This window comes from Azospirillum sp. TSO22-1, assembly GCF_003116015.1.
In the GTDB taxonomy this organism is placed as follows: domain Bacteria; phylum Pseudomonadota; class Alphaproteobacteria; order Azospirillales; family Azospirillaceae; genus Azospirillum.
In genome coordinates, this window is record NZ_LGQZ01000112.1 from 1 (window position 1) to 18608 (window position 18608).

Annotated in this window: 19 protein-coding genes and 1 pseudogene; 10 read left to right on the top strand and 10 right to left on the bottom strand. The window is 69.9% G+C overall.

Features of this window, described 5'->3' with window-relative positions; all coding sequences use genetic code 11:
• The 5 genes from TSO221_RS35655 to moaE all read left to right on the top strand — a co-directional run.
• A partial coding sequence (locus TSO221_RS35655) for an SAM-dependent methyltransferase (RefSeq protein ID WP_109121470.1) occupies window positions 1–1254 on the top strand: 1254 nt, incomplete at its 5' end.
• Window positions 1255–1269: 15 nt separating this feature from the next.
• Complete coding sequence (locus TSO221_RS26240; protein WP_109121471.1) at window positions 1270–2211, top strand: XamI family restriction endonuclease; 942 nt, start codon at window positions 1270–1272, stop codon at window positions 2209–2211.
• Between the two features lie 341 nt (window positions 2212–2552).
• Window positions 2553–3821 (top strand): gephyrin-like molybdotransferase Glp, encoded by a 1269-nt coding sequence (gene glp, locus TSO221_RS26245; protein WP_109121472.1) that lies wholly within the window; start codon window positions 2553–2555, stop codon window positions 3819–3821.
• Between the two features lie 12 nt (window positions 3822–3833).
• Window positions 3834–4085, top strand: a complete 252-nt coding sequence (gene moaD / locus TSO221_RS26250; RefSeq protein WP_109121473.1) for a molybdopterin converting factor subunit 1 — start codon at window positions 3834–3836, stop codon at window positions 4083–4085.
• Window positions 4086–4095: 10 nt separating this feature from the next.
• The gene (gene moaE / locus TSO221_RS26255; RefSeq protein ID WP_109121474.1) at window positions 4096–4548 is read left to right on the top strand and encodes a molybdopterin synthase catalytic subunit MoaE; all 453 of its coding nucleotides are present in this window, start codon (window positions 4096–4098) and stop codon (window positions 4546–4548) included.
• Between the two features lie 4 nt (window positions 4549–4552).
• Here moaE and TSO221_RS26260 read toward each other — a convergent pair whose 3' ends face one another.
• Complete coding sequence (locus TSO221_RS26260) at window positions 4553–5704, bottom strand: alpha/beta hydrolase (RefSeq protein WP_109121475.1); 1152 nt, start codon at window positions 5702–5704, stop codon at window positions 4553–4555.
• Between the two features lie 186 nt (window positions 5705–5890).
• Here TSO221_RS26260 and TSO221_RS26265 point away from each other — a divergent pair, with 186 nt between their 5' ends.
• Complete coding sequence (locus tag TSO221_RS26265; protein WP_109121476.1) at window positions 5891–6331, top strand: hypothetical protein; 441 nt, start codon at window positions 5891–5893, stop codon at window positions 6329–6331.
• Window positions 6332–6334: 3 nt separating this feature from the next.
• On the opposite strand, the gene TSO221_RS26270 is transcribed toward TSO221_RS26265, so the two are convergent.
• Window positions 6335–6880, bottom strand: a complete 546-nt coding sequence (locus TSO221_RS26270) for a GNAT family N-acetyltransferase (RefSeq protein WP_109121477.1) — start codon at window positions 6878–6880, stop codon at window positions 6335–6337.
• Between the two features lie 70 nt (window positions 6881–6950).
• Window positions 6951–8552 (bottom strand): HAMP domain-containing sensor histidine kinase, encoded by a 1602-nt coding sequence (locus tag TSO221_RS26275; RefSeq protein ID WP_109121478.1) that lies wholly within the window; start codon window positions 8550–8552, stop codon window positions 6951–6953.
• Window positions 8553–8800: 248 nt separating this feature from the next.
• On the opposite strand from TSO221_RS26275, the gene TSO221_RS36105 reads away from it, so the two are divergent.
• Window positions 8801–8971 carry a hypothetical protein gene (locus tag TSO221_RS36105; protein ID WP_199229639.1) on the top strand — a complete coding sequence of 57 codons (171 nt, stop codon included), beginning with the start codon at window positions 8801–8803 and terminating at the stop codon, window positions 8969–8971.
• Window positions 8972–9152: 181 nt separating this feature from the next.
• On the opposite strand, the gene TSO221_RS26280 is transcribed toward TSO221_RS36105, so the two are convergent.
• The 7 genes from TSO221_RS26280 to TSO221_RS26310 all read right to left on the bottom strand — a co-directional run bounded on the left by TSO221_RS26280 (window position 9153) and on the right by TSO221_RS26310 (window position 16006).
• Entirely contained in the window at window positions 9153–10499 is a 1347-nt protein-coding gene (locus TSO221_RS26280) for a globin-coupled sensor protein (RefSeq protein ID WP_109121479.1), read from the bottom strand.
• A 223-nt stretch (window positions 10500–10722) separates the two neighbouring features.
• Entirely contained in the window at window positions 10723–11613 is an 891-nt protein-coding gene (gene rpoH / locus TSO221_RS26285; protein WP_109121480.1) for an RNA polymerase sigma factor RpoH, read from the bottom strand.
• A gap of 584 nt (window positions 11614–12197) precedes the next feature.
• Complete coding sequence (locus tag TSO221_RS26290; protein ID WP_109121481.1) at window positions 12198–12608, bottom strand: MucR family transcriptional regulator; 411 nt, start codon at window positions 12606–12608, stop codon at window positions 12198–12200.
• A gap of 26 nt (window positions 12609–12634) precedes the next feature.
• Window positions 12635–12910 (bottom strand): HU family DNA-binding protein, encoded by a 276-nt coding sequence (locus TSO221_RS26295; RefSeq protein ID WP_109121482.1) that lies wholly within the window; start codon window positions 12908–12910, stop codon window positions 12635–12637.
• Between the two features lie 308 nt (window positions 12911–13218).
• Window positions 13219–13677 (bottom strand): hypothetical protein, encoded by a 459-nt coding sequence (locus tag TSO221_RS26300; RefSeq protein WP_109121483.1) that lies wholly within the window; start codon window positions 13675–13677, stop codon window positions 13219–13221.
• Window positions 13678–13730: 53 nt separating this feature from the next.
• Window positions 13731–15680, bottom strand: a complete 1950-nt coding sequence (locus TSO221_RS26305; protein ID WP_109121484.1) for an acetoacetate--CoA ligase — start codon at window positions 15678–15680, stop codon at window positions 13731–13733.
• Window positions 15681–15784: 104 nt separating this feature from the next.
• Window positions 15785–16006 carry a hypothetical protein gene (locus tag TSO221_RS26310; RefSeq protein WP_109121485.1) on the bottom strand — a complete coding sequence of 74 codons (222 nt, stop codon included), beginning with the start codon at window positions 16004–16006 and terminating at the stop codon, window positions 15785–15787.
• Window positions 16007–16140: 134 nt separating this feature from the next.
• Between TSO221_RS26310 and TSO221_RS26315 the strand changes: the two genes are divergently transcribed.
• From TSO221_RS26315 to TSO221_RS26325, 3 genes and pseudogenes are all read left to right on the top strand, one after another.
• Window positions 16141–17772 carry a CorA family divalent cation transporter gene (locus tag TSO221_RS26315; protein ID WP_109121486.1) on the top strand — a complete coding sequence of 544 codons (1632 nt, stop codon included), beginning with the start codon at window positions 16141–16143 and terminating at the stop codon, window positions 17770–17772.
• Window positions 17773–17820: 48 nt separating this feature from the next.
• Complete coding sequence (locus tag TSO221_RS26320) at window positions 17821–18003, top strand: hypothetical protein (protein WP_109121487.1); 183 nt, start codon at window positions 17821–17823, stop codon at window positions 18001–18003.
• A 250-nt stretch (window positions 18004–18253) separates the two neighbouring features.
• Window positions 18254–18608: pseudogene (locus TSO221_RS26325) on the top strand (flagellin); the annotation flags it as partial.

Genomic DNA, 18608 nt, shown 5'->3' on the forward strand with positions numbered 1-18608 from the left:
GCCCGGCTGCTGCGCGCCAACCTCGCGGTGCGCGGGCTGGGCGGGCGGGCGACGGTGATCGTCGACGACTACCGCCGCGCCGCGCTGCCGGCCATCGCGGGGCGCACCCTGTTCATCGGCAACCCGCCCTACGTCCGCCACCACGACTTGGAGAAGGTGTGGAAGGACTGGTACCGCGGCGTGCTCGACCGCTTCGGCGCCACCGCGGCGGCCGGGCGGGCGGTGGCACTGGCCGGACTGCACCTGCACTTCTACGCCCGCACGGCGGAGCTGGCGAAGCCGGGCGACGGCGGCGTCTTCGTCACCGCGGGCGAGTGGCTGAACAACACCTACGGCGGCGCGCTGCGCACGCTGCTGCTCGGGCCGCTGGGCGTGCGCCGCGTCTGCCTGATCGACCCGCGGGCGCCGGCCTTCGGCGAGACCATGTCCACCGCGGTGATCGTCGGATTCGAGGTCGGCGGCGCAGAACCCGTCATCGACTGCCGCTTCGCCGAGAGCCTGGACGACCTGCGCGCCCCGGCGGCGCAGCGAGTCGTCGAGCGCGCCGCCCTGGCCGCCAGCGACCGCTGGGGCGACCTCGTCTGCGGCCACGCGGCGGCGCCGGACGACCCGGACCTCGTGCCGCTGCGCACCGTCTTCCGCGTCAGCCGCGGCACCTCCACCGGCGCCAACCAGGTGTGGATCGCCGGCGACCACGCCCGCGAGTTGCCGGACAGCGTGATGCTGCCCACGGTGACCGACGCGCACGACATCATCCGCGCCGGCGGCCGGCTGGACGACCCGCACGCCTTGCGCAAGGTGGTCTACCTGCCGCCCAGCCTGCACCGCTTCAAGGCGGCCGAGCGCAAGGCCATCGAGCGCTTCATCGCCTGGGCCAAGCGCGCCGGGGCGGCCGAGAGCACCACGGCGCGCAGCCGCGCCCACTGGTACGCCATCAAGCCGAAGGAGCCGGCGCCGATCCTCTGCACCTACATGGCCCGCCGGGCGCCGGCGGTGGCGCGCAACGTGGCGGGCGTGCCGATGCTCAACATCGCGCACGGCCTGTACGTGCGCGACGGCGTCAGCCTGACGCCTGAGCAGCTCGACGCCTACGCGGTGTGGCTGCAGCGCAACCTCACCGAGCACGCCGGCGTCAGCTACGCCGGCGCCATGTCGAAGTTCGAGCCGCGCGACCTCGAGCGCCTGCCGATCCCGCGCCCCGACGCGGTGGTGGCGCTGGTGCGCGCCGGCGACGTGCTGCGCGCCGCGGAATAGGAAAGCCCACCCACCATGTTGCGCAACACGGCCGAGCACCCGCCCGTCTGGCCCGACGAGATGCTGGACGAGCAGCGCCGCACCGCCATCAACATCTTCGTCGATCGCCGCCTGAGCGAGCCGGCCGGCGCCTACCTGCGCCATTTTCGCGAGCGCAAGCATGCGGTGCGCCGCCTGCTGCGCGCCGTCTCGGCGTTCGAGCCGGGCAACCCCGACCCGGAGGTGGTGCGCCGCATCCTGCGCGACGGCGAACTGTTCGACGCGCTGCGCTACGTCGCCGGCCCGCCGATCTCCGAGGACGACCTGTACACGCTGGTCACCCGCTCCGCCGACCGGCTGAAGAAGAGCGACCTGCTGCGCGACGAGGTCGCCATGCAGGTCTTCGGCATGATCTGCCGCCTCGCCGATCCGCACCGCTTCCCGTGGATCGCCACCGGGCGCCGGCCGCGCTACCACGAGCTGCGCAACGCCGTGCTGATGACGGCGGCGGTGCACGCCCCGCAGACCCTGGCCGCCGAGCGCCGCGGCTATGGCCGCGCGGTCGAGAAGATGCTGAAGGATCGCCTCGACGTCCTGGGCCTGCGCTGCGTGCCGACGCCGAACGGCGGCAAGATCAACGCGCCGAAGCTGGCCCCCGACAGCGGCCAGTACTACGGCGAGTGCACGCTGTACGGCCGGCGCGTCGACATCCTGATCGGCACCCGGCACGGGCGCATCGTGGCGGTGGAGTCGAAGGACTCCAACTCGGCGGTCAACAGCGTCAAGCGCGTTGCCAACGACACCGCCGGCAAGGGCGAGAAGTGGCGCAAGGCCTACGGCGAGCAGGTCGTGCTGGTTGGCCTGATCTCCGGCGTCTTCAAGCTGGAAACCCTGAAGGCGGCGCAGGACAGCGGCCTCTACCTGGTCTGGGCGCACGACCTGGAACCGTTCATCGCCTGGCTGGAACAGGTGCTGTAAGGGGGCGGCGGCCCGGCGGCGGGGCCGAATGGAACAGTTTGGAACACCGTGGAACATTGTGCAGGGGGTGTTCAGTTCACGCTTCCCAAGAGGTTGGACGTTCCAGGTCGAAAGGACTTATATCCTATCGCAGTGACGCGCGTTTGACAAGAGGAGGCGTGCCTCTGGTTCCGCGTCGGCGAGAACAGCTTTGAGAACTTCGTCTACTCGGCCAGCCTGAGGCGCGGCTGATCCTGAAAGCCCCTCTCCCGCAAGGGGAGAGGGGCTTTCAGGTTGCGTCCGGCACCGGCGCGCTTGCACTATGCGCACACCAAGTGCGACCCCAGCAGCCGGCATGCCCCATGGCCCAACTCAGTGACGATTGTTTCGCCTTCGGCGGCGACCTCATGCCCGTGCACGCGGCGCTCGACCTGCTGCGCAGCCGCGTCGCGCCGGTGACCGCGGCGGAGACCGTGCCGCTGGCGGACGCGCTCGGGCGCGTGCTGGCCGAAGACGTGGTGGCGCCGTTCGACGTGCCGCCGCACGACAACTCGGCGGTGGACGGCTACGCGGTGTTCTTCGACGATCTCCAGGCGGACGGCGAGACCGTGCTGCCGGTCACCGGGCGCGTCGCCGCCGGGCACCTGCTCGGCCGCGAGGGGCGGCGCGGCGAGGCGGTGCGCATCTTCACCGGCGCCCCGATGCCCGCCGGCTTCGACACCGTGCTAATGCAGGAGGATTGCCGGCCCATAAAAGATGCTAACGACGGGGACTCCGTGGCGATCCCCGCCGGCATCAAGCGCGGCGCCAACCGCCGCAAGGCGGGGGAGGACGTGACGCGCGGCTCGGTCGTGCTGGCCACCGGGCGGCGGCTGCGGCCGGAGGACGTCGGGCTGGCGGCCTCGCTGGGGCGCAAGGAGCTGAGCGTGCGCCGGCCGCTGCGCGCCGCGGTGTTCTCCACCGGCGACGAGGTGCGCGAGCCGGGGCAGGAGCTGCCGCAGGGCTGCATCTACGACGCCAACCGCTTCGCGCTGATCGCGGCGCTGCGGCAGCTGGGCTGCGCGGTGACCGACCTCGGCATCCTCCCCGACCGGCTCGAGGCGATCACGGAGGCGCTGGAGCGCGCGGCGGCGGAGCATGACGTGCTCATCACCTCGGGCGGCATGTCCACGGGGGAGGAGGACCACGTCAAGGCGGCGGTGGAGGCGCTGGGCGCCTTGCACTTCTGGCGGCTCGCCATCAAGCCGGGGCGTCCGGTGGCATTGGGGCAGGTGCGCGACGCCGTGTTCGTCGGGCTGCCCGGCAACCCGGTGGCGGTGATGGTCACCTTCCTGCGCATCGCCCGGCCGATCCTGCTGCGCCTGATGGGGGCGGAGGAGTCCGAGCCGCGGCTGTTTCCGGTAAAGGCGGCCTTCGCCTACAAGAAGAAGGCGGGCCGGCGCGAGTACGTGCGCGCCAGGCTCGCCCGCGGCGAGGACGGCGCGCTGACGGCGGTCAAGCACCCGCGCGACGGGGCGGGCGTCCTGTCGTCGCTGGTCGAGTCCGACGGGCTGGTCGAGCTGCCCGAAGATCTGTCCCGGCTGGAGCCCGGCATGACCGTGGAGTTCCTGCCCCTGAGTGAAGTTCGCTAGTGAGGTCCGGTGATGAAGGTTCTCTATTTCGCGTGGCTGCGCACCAAGATCGGCGTGGCGCAGGAACAGGTCGAGCCGCCGGCCGACGTCACGGACGTCGGCGGGCTGGTCGAGTGGCTGAAGACGCGCGGGCCGACCTACGCCGAGGCGCTGGCCAACACCGCCGTCGTCAAGGTCGCGGTGAACCAGGAGCACGTGCCCTTCGACCACCCGGTCTCGGCCGGCGACGAGGTCGCGCTGTTCCCGCCGGTCACCGGCGGATGAGGAGGGCGCCATGAGCGTGCGGGTGCAGCGCGAGGACTTCGACGTCGGCGCCGAGCTGGCGGCGCTCACCGCGGGGAAGACCGCCATCGGCGGGGTGACCAGCTTCCTCGGCCTGGTGCGCGATATGGCCGGCGGCGAGGCCGTCTCGGCCATGACGCTGGAGCATTACCCCGGCATGACCGAGCGCCAGCTCGAGGCCATCGAGGCCGAGGCGCGGCGGCGCTGGCCGCTCGACGAGGTGCTGATCGTCCACCGCTACGGCCGGCTGGAGCCGGGCGACCGCATCGTGCTGGTCGCCACCGCCTCGGCGCACCGCGAGGCGGCGTTCGAGAGCTGCCACTTCCTGATCGACTGGCTGAAGACCAGGGCGCCGTTCTGGAAGCTGGAGGCGACGCCGGAGGGCGAGCGCTGGGTGGACGCGAAGGGCAGCGACGACGACGCGGCGGCGCGCTGGGAGACGTAGTTCCTCAATCCACCCGGCGCAGCACGGTGTCCAGCCGGCCCTTGCCGGACTTGTCGAGCCACGTCGCCGCCAGCTTGCCGTCGGGGCGCAGGTAGTAGCGCAGCACGTTGCGGCCCTTCTCGTCGAAGACCAGTTCTTCCTCCACCACGCGGCCCTTGCGGCGGACGTGCTCCAGGTCCTGGTCGGGTTCGACGCCGGGGCCGAGGACGTAGTCGGCGCTGGCGTTGTCGGCCTCGCCGCGCTGGACGCGCAGCATCACCTCGCGGCCGTTCAGGTAGGTGCCGTACCACGTGCCGAGGAAGGGGCCCAGGCTGCCCGGCCTGCCGGGCTGCGGGGTGGACGGCGGCGCGCTGCCGGCGCTGGCCTGCAGCAGGCCGGGGCTCGGGCTGCGGCCCCAGGCCTCGTCGCAGGGCGGGTCGCCGGCCCTCGGCGCGGCCTCGGCGAAGCGGATGATGCAGGAGCCGAAGCGGCGCACGAACAGGCCGGAGTTGGCGGCGCCGTGGCCGGTGAGGGATGCGGGCTGGTCGACGATGACGTTGTCGATGCCGCGGCCGGCCAGGATGGTGCGGGCCTGCTCGCCGCGCCCGCCCGGATCGAAGTCGTCGCCGTGGAAGAAATACAGCATCACCCGGGCCGAGCGTACGTTGCGCAGGATCGGCCACAGCTGGGTGGCGTTGTCGCGGTAGGAGTCGTACGCCTCGGAGAAGTTGCCGAAGGCGGCCGGGGCGGTGCCGACCACCGCGTCGATCGCCTCGGTCCGCCCGGCGGCCAGCAGCGAGATGAAGGCGCCGAACGACTGCCCGGTCAGCACCACGCGCTGGTAGCCGCGGGTCTTCAAGCGCTCGGCGTGCTCGGCCAGTGCGCGCGAGCTGTTGGGCAGCGTGTCGCTGACCCGCATGCGGTCCAGCCGGTAGACGTCCCAGCCGGCGTCGCGCAGCGTCTGCATGTAGAGCGGGGTGGGGGCGGTGGAGTCCTCGTACTCGACGGCGCGGCCGTGGTTCCAGATCACCGCGCCGCGGGCCTTGCCCGGCCCCTGCAGCGAACCGTCGCCGTACGCGGCGTTCAAGCGGATCTGCGCGTCCGCCGGAGCGGCGGCGCCGGCCACCACGCCGGCCAGAAGAAGACCCAGGAGACCCTTGGCAAGCTTGCGCATCATCGTTCCCATGCCCCTCACGTCGAGCAGGGCCAGGATTTCCGATCAAGGTTAACGCGATCTTGCCCGGACGCCCGGGTACCTCTTTTGTCACAGCTCCTCCTCGTTCGCGCACGAATGCAAATGATAATGACTCGCAATTAGGAAATGGATGCGCTAGGATGCCCCCACAATGACAGGGGAAACAGCATGTCCACGACGGTGCATGACCTGACCGAGGGCGAATACGCGGTGCTGATGGCGGTGCGGCTGTGGTTCCGCGGCGGCACGGTCCGCTCGATGGCGGCGATCCGCGCGGCGTTCGGCGCCGCCGGCATCCCGGCCGACGCCCTGCTGCCGCTGTTCGCCATGCTGGGCGTGTTCGCCGCCGAGGGCGCGCGGCGGCCATCCGTGCTGAACCCGGCGATGCTCATGGTCGGCCACGACGAGGTGGCCCTGCTGGAAGCGCTGGGCGCCCTGCAGCACGGCAACGAGGACGTGGCGCTGGCGGCGCTGGACCGCTGGCTGCCGCTGGTCGGGCTGTGCATGGCCACCGGCTCGGCACAGGAGTTCGGCCGCATCCTGGCGGCGGCCGGGGTGTTCCTGCCGTACGGGCGGGTGGCGCAGCGGGTGGTGCTGGCGGCGGAGTAGGGGTTACCGCACCGCCAGCCGCGGGCGCTCGGTGATCAGCCGCTTGCGCAGCAGCCACTGGTCGACCGCCACGTCGACGGTGCGGCCCTCGGGCGTGCGGTAGCTGAAGGTGCCGCGCTCGGTGCCGACGCGGGCGTAGCCGAGCGCCCCGTAGAAGCGCAGCACGCCCGCGTTGTCGCGGTCGACCCCCAGCTCGGCGGTGGTGACGCCGCCGGCCAGCACGGTGCGCTCGGCGGCGTGCATCAGCAGCGTGCCGACGCCGCCGCGCTGGAAGGCGGGGAACACCCGCACCGCCCACAGCGTCGCCAGCCCCAGATGCGCCTTGCGGGCGAAATCGATCCACGCCTGGCCGGCCGGGAAGCCGTTGGCGTCGGCCAGCAGCATCACGCCGTCGCCGCGCTCCTGCGCGCGGAAAGCGGACTGGATGACCTCGCGCATCGGCGTGTACAGGCCGTGCCACTCCAGCGCCGGCAGGTCCTCGGCACGGGCGCGGCGGATGCTGACCGGCACGCGGGCGATCCCCTCGAAGCGCATCCCGTCCCCGTCCATGCCTGCTCCTCCCCCTGCCGTGCTGGTGGGCTAACAGCGCCGCGGGTGAACCGGATCCCGGAGGCGCCGCTCAGCCCTCCGCGAAGCGCAGCGCCGCCTTCGCGGTGACGGCGAGCGGCGGGGGCGGGAAGGCGAGGGTGACGGTGGTGCCCTGGCCGGGGGTGCTGTCGATGCCCAGGCTGCCGCCGTGCAGCTCGACCAGGCCCTTGACCAGCGGCAGGCCGAGGCCGGTGCCGGTCTGCGCCCGGGTGTGCAGGTTGTCGACCTGGCCGAAACGCTGCAGCGCCTTGACGATGCCTTCCTGCGTCATGCCGCAGCCGGTGTCGCTGACCGTCACCAGCATGCCGCCATGCGGCGCGTCGCGGATCTCCAGGCGCACGGTGCCGCCGCGCGGGGTGAACTTGCAGGCGTTGGAGAGCAGGTTGACGATCATCTGCCGCGCCGCGCGCGGGTCGGCGTAGAGCGGCGCGGAGTCATCCGCCACCGACACGGCGATCTCCACGCCCGAGGCGCGCGCCTGCCCGCTGGACAGGCGGTAGCAGGCCAGGGCGAGGTCGGCGGCCGACAGCGGCTCGGGGTGCAGCGCCATGCGCCCGGCCTCGATCTTGGCGAGGTCGAGCACGTCGTTCAGCACCGACAGCAGGTGCGTGCCGGCGGCGTGGATGTCGCCGGCGTACTCGACGTAGCGGTCCTCCGCCCCCGGTCCCCAGGCGCGGTCGCGGATCATCTCGGCGAAGCCCAGCACGGTGTTCAGCGGCGTGCGCAGCTCATGGCTCATCAGCGCCAGGAAGTCGGACTTGGCGCGGCTCGCCGCCTCGGCGGCGCGGCGCGCCTCCTCGGCAGCCTGCATGCGACGCATCCACAGGAACAGCGCCACCGTCAACACCAGCACGCCGGTGGCCACCGCCACGCCGACCAGCGCCGCCTCCGCCGCCGTCGCCCGCCAGCCGGCGAGGATCGCCGACCAGGGCTCGCTCAGCGACACCACCAGACCGGTGCCGGACACCGCCTGACGCACCACCAGCCGCGGCCCGCCATCGTCGCCGGCCGGGCGCGCGGCGCCCACCACCGGCGTACCGTCGGACAGAGCGATATCGACGCCCTCCAGCCCCGGCAGCTCGACCGAGTGGACCAGCCGGTTCAGCGCCCGCGCCGGCATGCTGGCAACCACCAGCCCCTGCGGCGCACGGTGGATGAACAGCAGCATCGGCCGCCCCTCCGGCCCCGGCGGGCCGGCGTGCACGCCGAGGCGGCCGCCCTCCACAGCCCGGACCGCCGCGCGCGCCGCCGGCAGCGTCGCCAGCCCCGGATCGCCGGCCAGCAGCGAGCCGTCGCTGTCGAGTACCGCCACCGCGGCGAGTGGCGGCGGAACCACCGGGGCGCGGCCCTGCGCAGTCCCCTGGGACGCTATGGTGTGGGCGATCAGTTCCAGCTCGCGGGAGACGTTCTCCATGGCGTAGCCGACCACGCCGGCGACCAGATGCGCCAGGTTCCGGGCGTTGCGCTCCGCCTCCTCGCGCGTGCGGTCGTGCTCGCGCCACAGCGCGCCGCCGGCCAGTGCCACGTAGCCGGCGACGATCGCCATCGCCAGCGCGGCCAGCAGCGCCCATGGACCGACCGGCCGGCGCGGGCCGGTACGGCGCAGCAGGGTGCTGATCCACGGGGCGGTCATACGGCGACGTTTCACTCAACGAAAGAAAACTATCGATTCCTGGCCTATCATTGCCCAAGCAATTGGGCGAACTCAACGCCCATCGCCTCGGCAATCCTCGCTATGGCCTCGATAAGACCTTTGTCGGACGTGACTCCGGCAGAGTTTGTCGGTAAGTCTCTAAACAAACAACTGTGGCGTCCGAGCATTCGGCCGCGGTTTATTCAAATTTTATCGAACCAATCCTGCGTCGGGCGAGGGAGGGTGCAATGGTGCGGATTGTGAGCCTTGGGCGCACCGGCCTGTATGTCGTGATGCGCGGCGGTGAGCTGGCGACGCTGGCCGGTCGTTGCTATTGGCAGGACGCCTCGCAGGCGCGCGACGCCGCGCGGCGCGAGAACGTGCCGATCTGCGACGGCGTGCTTCGCACGCTGCCGTAAAGTGCCGTAAGCAAAGCCGGCAATCTGCGTTTTCGTCATGGCCGGGCTTGTCCCGGCCATCCACGCACATGGGCCTGTGTGGACGTTCAGGCCCGTGGATGCCCGGGACAAGCCCGGGCATGACGGTAGGGGGACGGAAGGGCTCCTGCCCGCACTGGCGGGCAGGGGCTTTTCGTCTGCGTCAGCCGGCGCGGACGCGGGTGAGGAAGCGGTCGACCTCGCTGCGCAGGGTTTCCGACTGGCGGCTCAGCTCGTCGGTGGCCTGCAGGACGTTGCGCGCCTCGCTGCCGGTGTCGGCGGCCGAGGCGTTGACGCGCACGATGGTCTCGCTGACCTCGCGCGTGCCGATGGAGGCCTGCTGCACGTTGCGGGCGATCTCGCTGGTCGCAGCACCCTGCGCGTCCATCGCCTGGGCGACGGTGCGGGTGATGTCGTTGATGCGGTCGATGGTCTCGGAGATGCTGCGGATCGCCCCGACGGCCTCCTGCGTGGCGCCCTGGACCGAGCCGATCTGCGCGTTGATCTCCTCCGTCGCCTTGGCGGTCTGGTTGGCGAGGCTCTTCACCTCGCTGGCCACCACGGCGAAGCCCTTGCCCGCTTCACCCGCCCGCGCCGCCTCGATGGTGGCGTTCAGCGCCAGCAGGTTGGTCTGGCTGGCGATGTCGTGGATGAGCTTGACCACCTGGCCGATCTTGCTGGCGGCGTCGGCGAGCCCCTGCACGGTGGTGTTGGTGCGCTCCGCCTGGGTCTTCGCCTCGTTGGCGATGCGGGCGGACTGGGTGACCTGGCTGGTGATGTCGCCGATGGAGGCCGACAGCTCCTCGGCGGCGGCGGCGACGGTCTGGATGTTGACCGAGGCCTCCTCGGCGGCGGCGGCCACCTGGGTGGATTGCGCCGAGGTCTCCTCGGCGGTGCGGCTCATGGTGCGCGCCGTGCCCTGCAGCTGCGTGGCGGCCGAGGCGACGGCCTGCACGACGGTCTTCACCTCGCGCTCGAACGCGTCGGCGGTGCTGCCCAACTCGCGCGCGATGATCGCCGCGGTGTTGAGGTCGACGTAGACCGACAGCGCCAGATCCATGTCGAGGAAGACCGCCTTGTTGACCGCGCCCATCACCTGGGCCAGCCGCTCCGGCTTCTTGCGGTAGACCACCGCGGCGATCTCGATCAGCCGGTTCAGCATGAAGCAGTAGGCGCCCATGTACCAGCGCGGCTCCAGCCCGATGCGCTGGTGCGCCTGCCCGATGCGCAGCACCTGCGCCATGTAGGATTCGTCGAACGTGCCGGTGAAGACGTTGCGCAGCCAGTGCTGCTTCTGCGCCTCCTTGGCGTGCTGGACCACCGAGGGGCTGGACAGCAGGCCGGAGATCTGCGGCACCGACTGCATGTAGCCGTAGAAGTCGGCCAGCAGCGAGTCAATGCGCGCCGCCACGTGCGGCTGGAACTCCCGCAGCAGGGACTTGCTGGTTTCATCGATGCGCAGGAAGCGGATGCGGTCGAGGATGGACTGAGTCTGGGCAGCGGTCGACATGGGCGGCACGGCTCCTGCGCGTATGTATTCAGATAATGTGGGGTATTTTGTTAAACTGCAAAGTAATTTGTGCGCGAGGCCGGTATCATGCCGACGAGTCTCAATTGTGAGAACGGCACGCATTGTCGCAGGCGAACTTTTCGCCTGCGTATGACGCAAAAGAAAACCGGCGGTGCCCGAAGCGGGCAACCGCCGGTTGACTATAGGCGAAGCTGCCGAAACGTTACGCCGCGGCCGCCGCGGCCGGGCGGCGCAGGGCCTGGGCGGCGCTCAGCACCGCCTTCTGCAGCTTTTCGAAGGCGCGCACCTCGATCTGCCGCACCCGCTCGCGCGAGACGGAGAACTGCTGGCTGAGCGCCTCCAGCGTGGAGGGGTTGTCCTTCAGCCGGCGCTCGAACAGGATGCGGCGCTCGCGGTCGTCGAGGCGCTCCAGCGCCTGCCCGACCAGACGGCGGCGCAGGGCCAGCTCGTCGGCGTCGGCGATGGTGATCTCCTGATTCGGGCGGTCGTCGGCCAGCAGCTCCAGCCAGTTGGTCTCGCCGTCGCTGCTCATGGTGGCGTCCAGCGAGCTGTCGGAGGAGGCGAGCCGGCGGTTCATCTCGACCACCTCGCCCTCGGGCACCTCCAGCTCGGCGGCGATGGCGGCGACGGCCTCGGGCGACAGGTCGCCCTGCTCCAGCTCCTCCATGCGGCTCTTCAGGCGGCGCAGGTTGAAGAACAGCTTCTTCTGCGCGGCGGTGGTGCCCATCTTCACCAGCGACCAGGAGTGCAGGATGTATTCCTGGACGGCGGCGCGGATCCACCACGTGGCGTAGGTGGCGAAGCGGAAGCCGCGCTCCGGGTCGAACTTCTGCGCGGCCTGCATCAGGCCGACGTTGCCCTCCGCCACCAGGTCGGTCAGCGGCAGGCCGTAGCCGGCGAAGCCGCGGGCGATCTTGATGACCAAGCGCAGGTGGCTGCCCACCAGCTTTTCCAGCGCGACGGCGCTGCCGCGGTAGCGCCAGGCTTCGGCCAGCGCGCGCTCGTCGTCCGGTGAGAGGATCGGGTACCGCTTCGACTCCTCGACGTAGCGGGACAGGCTGGCGTTCTCACCGATCAGCAGTTTTTTGAGCACTCCAAACCTCCTCTCTCTAACCCGCAGGGTTCGGCGGCGTACCGGCTGTTTCGCCGATTTCTTTAAAAATTGCCGAATTCTTCGCGCCCGGTTGACTGTGATGGGCGTGCCGAACACCGATACTGTGACGCGGGGGAGAAGACGAAGCAACTCGTTAAACCGGTGTGCTGAAATGTTTTTTGGCGTATGTCCGGGCTATTCTGTGCCGGATCATGCTCAGCCAAGGGGATGATCCTTTGCCGCGGGGCGGCAGACTGTATACTATTACCTTCGGCCGAAGGAAAGAGGGGCATTTTACGTTTCGCGAACAGGCAGGACGGAGGGAGGCCGCCGTCCGGGATTTCCGCGCATCCGAGGGTCGTCCGATCGGAAAGGAAACGGGCCGCGCGGACAAGCCGGCGGCCCGAAGCGTTAGGGAGGAGACGCTCCGGAGGCGTATGCCGGAGGTCTATGTCGCACCGCGGCAGCGCTGCAGGCGCGGTTTGTCGCAGTCGCTGCGCGGCGGGGTTGTTCGCGCCGCCGCAAAACGCAACAGGCGCGCCCGGTAGGGCGCGCCTGCGCTGATCGGTAAGACCGGCCGGAGGTCAGTCCTGGGTGACCTTCTTGCGGCCGAGGCCGAGTTTGGTCGCCATCTCGGACCGCGCCTTGGCGTAGTTGGGCGCCACCATCGGGTATTCCGGCGGCAGAGCCCACTTCACCCGGTACTCGTCCGGCGTCAGGTCGTAGACGGTCTTCAGATGCCGTTTCAGCATCTTCAGCTTCTTGCCGTCCTCGAGGCAGACGATGTAGTCCGGCGTGACCGACTTCTTGATCGGCACGGCCGGCGCCTGCTCCGTCTTCTGCGGAGCCGCCTTTTCCTCGCCGAGACCCCGGAAGGCCGCTTGGACGCTGCTGATGAGCGCGGGCAGGTCGGTCACCGGAACCGAGTTGTTGCTGACAAAGGCAGCGACAACCTTGGCGGTGAGGACCTGAAGCTCGGAGGGTTCGATCGGCATGACGGCTCCTGCAGGGCGCTGGGCGATCAGCCGTTGACGGCGTCGCGCAGCTGCTTGGCCGGCTTGAACTTCGGCGCCTTGGAGGCGGCGATCTTCACGACCTCGCCGGTGCGCGGGTTGCGGCCCTCGCGGGCGGCGCGCTCGGCCACCTCGAAGATGCCGAAGCCGGCCAGACGGACTTCCTCGCCCTTGCCCAGCGCGCCCGAGATGCCCTCGAACACGGCCTGGACCACTTTGGCGGCCTCGGTCTTCTTGATGCCGGCGGTGGTGGCGACGGACTCGATCAGTTCGGCCTGATTCATGAAAGCACTCCCGTGTAAAGCGGTACCCTATGGGCTTTGGGTGTTATTGGCAGAAGGAAACCATCCGCACAAGAGTGAATGGCGCCGCAGCAACTGCGAATTTATTAGAGACGTCGCGTTCGTGGGCCACGTGTGGCGCGAAAGCCGCAATGCCACGGCGGCGCCGTGGAATTGGTGCGGCGCAACACGGGTGTTTTCCGTGATTCCCGCGCCATTCGGTGGCGAATCGAGGCCTTTTCGACGGGTGCGGTAATATGAAAAATGTTTGAGAAATTCTATGAAATCCGCCGCGGACACTCGTGTGTGTTCTAGAAGCCGAGCCGCTCCAGCGCGGCGATAGAGGCTTCGGCCGAGGTGTGCAGCACGAAGATGCCGCCGGCGCCTTCCCACGGCTCGCGGGCCTTTTCGCGGTCGTCCACCAGCACGGCGCCGGGCGAGGCGTGGCGGTGCTTGTCGCGCGCCATGCAGGCGATGACCTTCACGTGCGGTCCCAGCATGCGCGCCACCCACCGCCGCTTCTGCTCGGGCGCCCACGACCCCAGCGGCAGGCCGGTGAGGATGGTCGGCCCGTGCGGCTCGCAGAAGCGCCACAACTCCTGCGCGTCGTGCATGAACTCCAGCGTGCCGTAGAAGTCCTTGTGGCGCGCCAGCTCGCGCCACATGACCTTGGTCGGCAGCTCCTCGGGGCGCCTGCCGGTCACCGCCCTCACGCCGCGGTCGAAGTCGGCCAGCACGCCGTCGAGGTCGAGAAAGAGGGGAGGGGGCATGGCGAGCCTTCGTCGGTGGGCCGCCCGCCCCGGGCGGCCCACGTTGCGACACCTTATGAAGAGGCGAGTTCGGCCCGTCCCGTGAACTGCTCCAGCGCCTGCGGGTTGGCGAGCGCCTCGGTGTTCTTGATCGGGCGGCCGTGCACCGCGTCGCGCACCGCCAGCTCGGTGATCTTGCCGGAGCGGGTGCGCGGGATGTCGGTCACCTGCACGATCTTCGCCGGCACGTGGCGCGGCGAGCAGTTGTCGCGGATGCGCTTGCGGATCGTGTCCTCCAGGGCCTTGTCGAGAGTCAGCCCCTCGCGCAGCACCACGAACAGCACGACGCGCACGTCGCCATCCCATTCCTGGCCGATGCAGATCGCCTCCATGATCTCCGGCAGCTGCTCGACCTGGCGGTAGATCTCCGCCGTGCCGATGCGCACGCCGCCGGGGTTCAGCACCGCGTCCGAGCGGCCGTAGATCACCCAGCCGCCGTGCGCCGTCTGCTCGATGAAGTCGCCGTGCGTCCAGATGTTGTCGAACCGTTCGAAATAGGCGGAGCGGTACTTCCGGCCGTCCGGATCGCTCCAGAAGCCGATGGGCATGGAGGGGAACGGCCTCGTGCACACCAGCTCGCCCTTCTCGCCGCGGATCGGGTGGCCGTCGTCGGAGAAGGACTCCACCGCGAGTCCCAGGCCGCGCGTCTGGATCTCGCCCCGCCACACCGGCGCGGTCGGGTTGCCGAGCACGAAGCAGCTGACGATGTCGGTGCCGCCGCTGATCGAGGCGAGGTGCAGGTCCTGCTTGATGGCGCGGTAGACGTAGTCGAAGTTCTCCGGCATCAGCGGCGAGCCGGTGGAGGTCAGCGCCCGCACGCTGGCGAGGCTGTGCGTCCTCGCCGGCTCCAGCCCGCCCTTCTCCAGCGATTGGATGTACTTGGCCGAGGTGCCGAACAGCGTCATGCGCTCGGCGTCGGCGTAGTCGAACAGGATGTTGCCGTCGGGCGCGAAGGGCGAGCCGTCGTAGAGCAGCAGCGTGCAGCCGCTGGCCAGCCCGGTCACCAGCCAGTTCCACATCATCCAGCCACAGGTGGTGAAGTAGAACGGACGGTCGCCGGGCTTCAGGTCGCAGTGCAGCCGATGCTCCTTGACGTGCTGGAGCAGCGTGCCGCCGGCGCCGTGCACGATGCACTTCGGCTTTCCGGTGGTGCCGGAGGAGTAGAGGATGAACAGCGGGTGGTTGAACGGCACCCGCTCGAACGCCGGCTGCGCCGCCGGATGGGGCGCCAGGAAGTCGCGGTAGGCGATGCCCCGGGGCACGGCGGACAGGTCGGCGTCCGGATCCACGTAGGGGACGCAGACGGCGTGGACGACGGTGGGCAGATCCTTCAGCACCTCGGCGGCCTTGCCGCGGACGTCGTGCGCCTTGCCGTTGTACCAGTAGGCGTCGGGGAAAAAGAGCACCTTGGGCTCGATCTGCCCGAAGCGGTCGACCACGCCCTGCACGCCGAAGTCCGGCGAGCACGACGACCACGTGGCGCCGAGGCTGGCGGTGGCGAGCATGGCGGCCAGCGTCTCGGGCATGTTGGGCATGTAGGCGGCGACGCGGTCGCCGACGCCGACGCCGGCGGCCTTCAGCGCCTGCTGCAGGCGGGAGACCTCGGTCGTCAGCTCGGCCTTGCTCCAGCGGCGCTTGACCTTGTCCTCGCCCCAGAACACCAGCGCCTCGTCGGCGGCGCCGGCGAGCAGGTTCTCGGCGTAGTTCAGGCGGGCGTCGGGGAACCATTGCGCGCCGGGCATCCGGTCGCCGTCGCGCAGCACGTCTGAGCCGGGCTCACCCGTGATGCCGGCCCAGTCCCAGAGGAAACGCCAGAAGTCCTCCTTCCTGGCCACCGACCAGTCCCACAGCGCGTCGTAGTCGGCCAGCCTGAGGCCGAAGCGGGCGTTGGCGGCCTCGCGGAACGCCGTCAGGTTCGACGCGGCGACGCGCTCGTCCGACGGGCGCCACAGGGGTGTATCCATACTGAGGTTCCTCCCGGTTTCTTGCTTGGACGGGAGGATAACGCAGGGGAGAGTCGGCTGTCACCAAAGCTCCCTCCCCCGCCTCCGGCGAGGGGAGAGGAACGTCAGCGCACCGTCAGTTCCACCTCGTACCCCAGCGCCCGCAGCACCGCGGCCACCGCGGTGGCGGGGTCGCTCAGGCGGTCGCCGCCGGCCTCGTGCCCGGAGTAGCGCAGCTCGACCGCCGACCCGTCCGGCTTGGTGATGCCCACGGTGACCACCTCGTACGGCCCGCATTCGTCGCAGTGGCCTTCGCCGTCGGTCCAGTCGATCCGTATCGTGCCCATGCCGTGCCTCCGCGCCTTGCCGACCCGCAGGGTGCCGCGGCACGGCGGCGGAATCCTTGACCATCGTCAGGCCCGCCGCCTCTGCTACACTCCTTGCAAAAGGAAGGGACAAAAGGGAAGGGGAGGCCGCGCCCATGTCCGAGATCGCCGTGCCCGAAACGGACGACACCGTGCGCGTGCGCCGCTTCCGCGAGATCCTGCTGTGGCCGGTGCAGCTGATGCCCCTGCAGGAGGGCACGCAGATCCAGCGGCACTGGGAACGCCTGGGCGGCCCGGATTGCGTCTGGAGCGAGGTGGCGGACGAGTTCACCCTCGACCCCGGCGAGTTCAAGGAACGCCACTACATCGAGTTCACCGCCTTCCTGCCCTACGTGCAGCGCTTCCTGTACGGCGAGGGCGGGGCAGGCGGCTACGGCGCGTCGCCGATCAAGGTGTTCCGCCGCCGCGACGTGGCGCGCGCCCGCCTCACGCTCGGCGACGGCGTGCCGCGCGTCGTGGAGGTCGTGCACATCGACCTCTATTTCTTCCACGACGTCGACGTGGCGATCCTGGCGGTGGAGATCGCCGCGGAGGACGTGGACCTGCGCTGGGTGCAGGACCTGCTGTACCGCTTCGGGCGCACCTACCCGTCGTTCTGGAACGCCGACGGCAGCGCTGGGCAGTGCTGCCGCAAGGTGGAATGGCTGGCGGCGGACGGCGCGGTGCTGGCCGCCTCCGACACCGACGACAAGCGGACCTTCCTGGAGTTCGTCTGCCGCAACCGCGCCCCCTACATCGCGGCGCATTGGGCGTTCCTGCTGAAGCCGCTGGCGCTGCACCAGTCCGATGCGGGCGGGGCGCTGACGTACCGCCAGCTCGAGTACCAGCGCATGCCGCTGCTCGCCTACCTGTCCATGGACGACCCGACGCGGCTGGCACGGGCCGACTGGGTGCGGCTCGGCCTCGCCACCGGACCGGGCGTGCAGGACGGCACGCTGCCCTTCGCCGAGAGCTACCTCTACGGCTTCGAGCAGCGCTACTGCTACGACCGCTATTGGAATCTGGCGCCGGGCTGCGGGCTGAGCAGCGTGCGGATGATCTGCTGCGGGCACGCGCTGGTGATGGTCGGGCGGGACGGCGACTCCTTCTATACGGACCTGGAGGCCGGGCTGCTCGGCCAGTTCCGGCACCAGTACTTCCTGCTCGGCCTGATCGCGCACTTCCACCGCGCGGCGCTGCTGATGCTGTCGGACCGGCTGGTGGTGGCGATCAGCCGGCTGGACATCGGCGACGTGGACTCGGTGAAGGTGTTCAAGCGCGACATCCGCCAGATTTTCGAGATCTTCCTGCGCTTCACCCACCGCTACTGGTTCCACGAGGTGTCGAACCAGGGTCCGGCGCGCGACCTGTTCCGGATGTGGTCGGAACACCTGGGCACCGAGCGCCTGTACGCCGAGGTGCGCGACGAGGTGCAGGACATGTCCGACTACCTGGATTCCGACGGGCTGCGGCGGCAGGCCAACTCGGTCCTGCGGCTGACCGTGGTGACCGTCATCGGCATGATCGGCACGCTGGTCACCGGCTTCCTCGGCATGAACCTGCTGGCGCTGGGCGACGAGCCGCTCTGGCTGCGCGTGCTGGTGTTCTTGGCTACGCTGCTGCCGACGGTCGGTCTGATCCTGCTGTCGGTCGCCAAGTCGAAGCGGCTGGCCGACTACCTGGAGGCGCTGTCGGACGAGCGCCGCCCGCTGCCGGACAAGCTGGGCCTCCGGCGCGGCCGGCATTGATCGCCGGGCGCGCTGTTGTCCTTCGGTGAGCGACCACCGGAGGAGCGCATGAGCCGCGAACAGAACCAGCCGACCTTCGCCAACGACACGGACGGCCAGCAGATCCCGTCCATCGAGACCACCCCGGGCACCATCCCGCAGACGCCGCTGCCCGGCAAGGCGCCCTCGCGCCCGCAGGCGAACCGGCCTCACGAGGGCCGGCCGCAGGACGGCCGTGATGACGGCGAGTGATCGGCGAGGGGTCATTCTTGCCGGGCGGCGGCCGGCAGAGCGCGTCGAGGGGGGAGTTTTTTACCTACCGCCCGGCCGCGCGCTGCCGGCCCCGCCAGGGCGCTTCCTGCCGCCATCCACCCGACGCCGCGGTAAAAATATAGGAAATTCAACGGATTGTCATGGATTGGCGCGGCTGGCACACCCCTTGCTATGACATGGTCAGATCACGGCAAGCCGCTCATCCCGAGCGCACAAGGGGGCACTCACCATGGCCAACTCAGTCAACACCAACCAGAGCTCTCTGGTCGCTCTGCAGAGCCTGAACAACACCGTCAACGCCCTGAACAAGACCCAGAAGCGCGTCACCACCGGCTACAAGGTGGCCGATGCGGTGGACGACGGCGCGGCCTTCGCGGTCGCCCAGTCGCTGCGGTCGGAGAAGGGCGCGATCGACGCGGTCAACAGCCAGCTGAACATCGCCAAGGGCGCCACCAACGTCTTCAACAACGCGGCGACCAACGTGTCCGATGCGCTGGCCCGCGCCCGCGAGACGCTGACCAAGCTGGCCGACCAGAACCTCAACACCGACATGCGCACGAAGTACAACAACGACTTCACCGCGC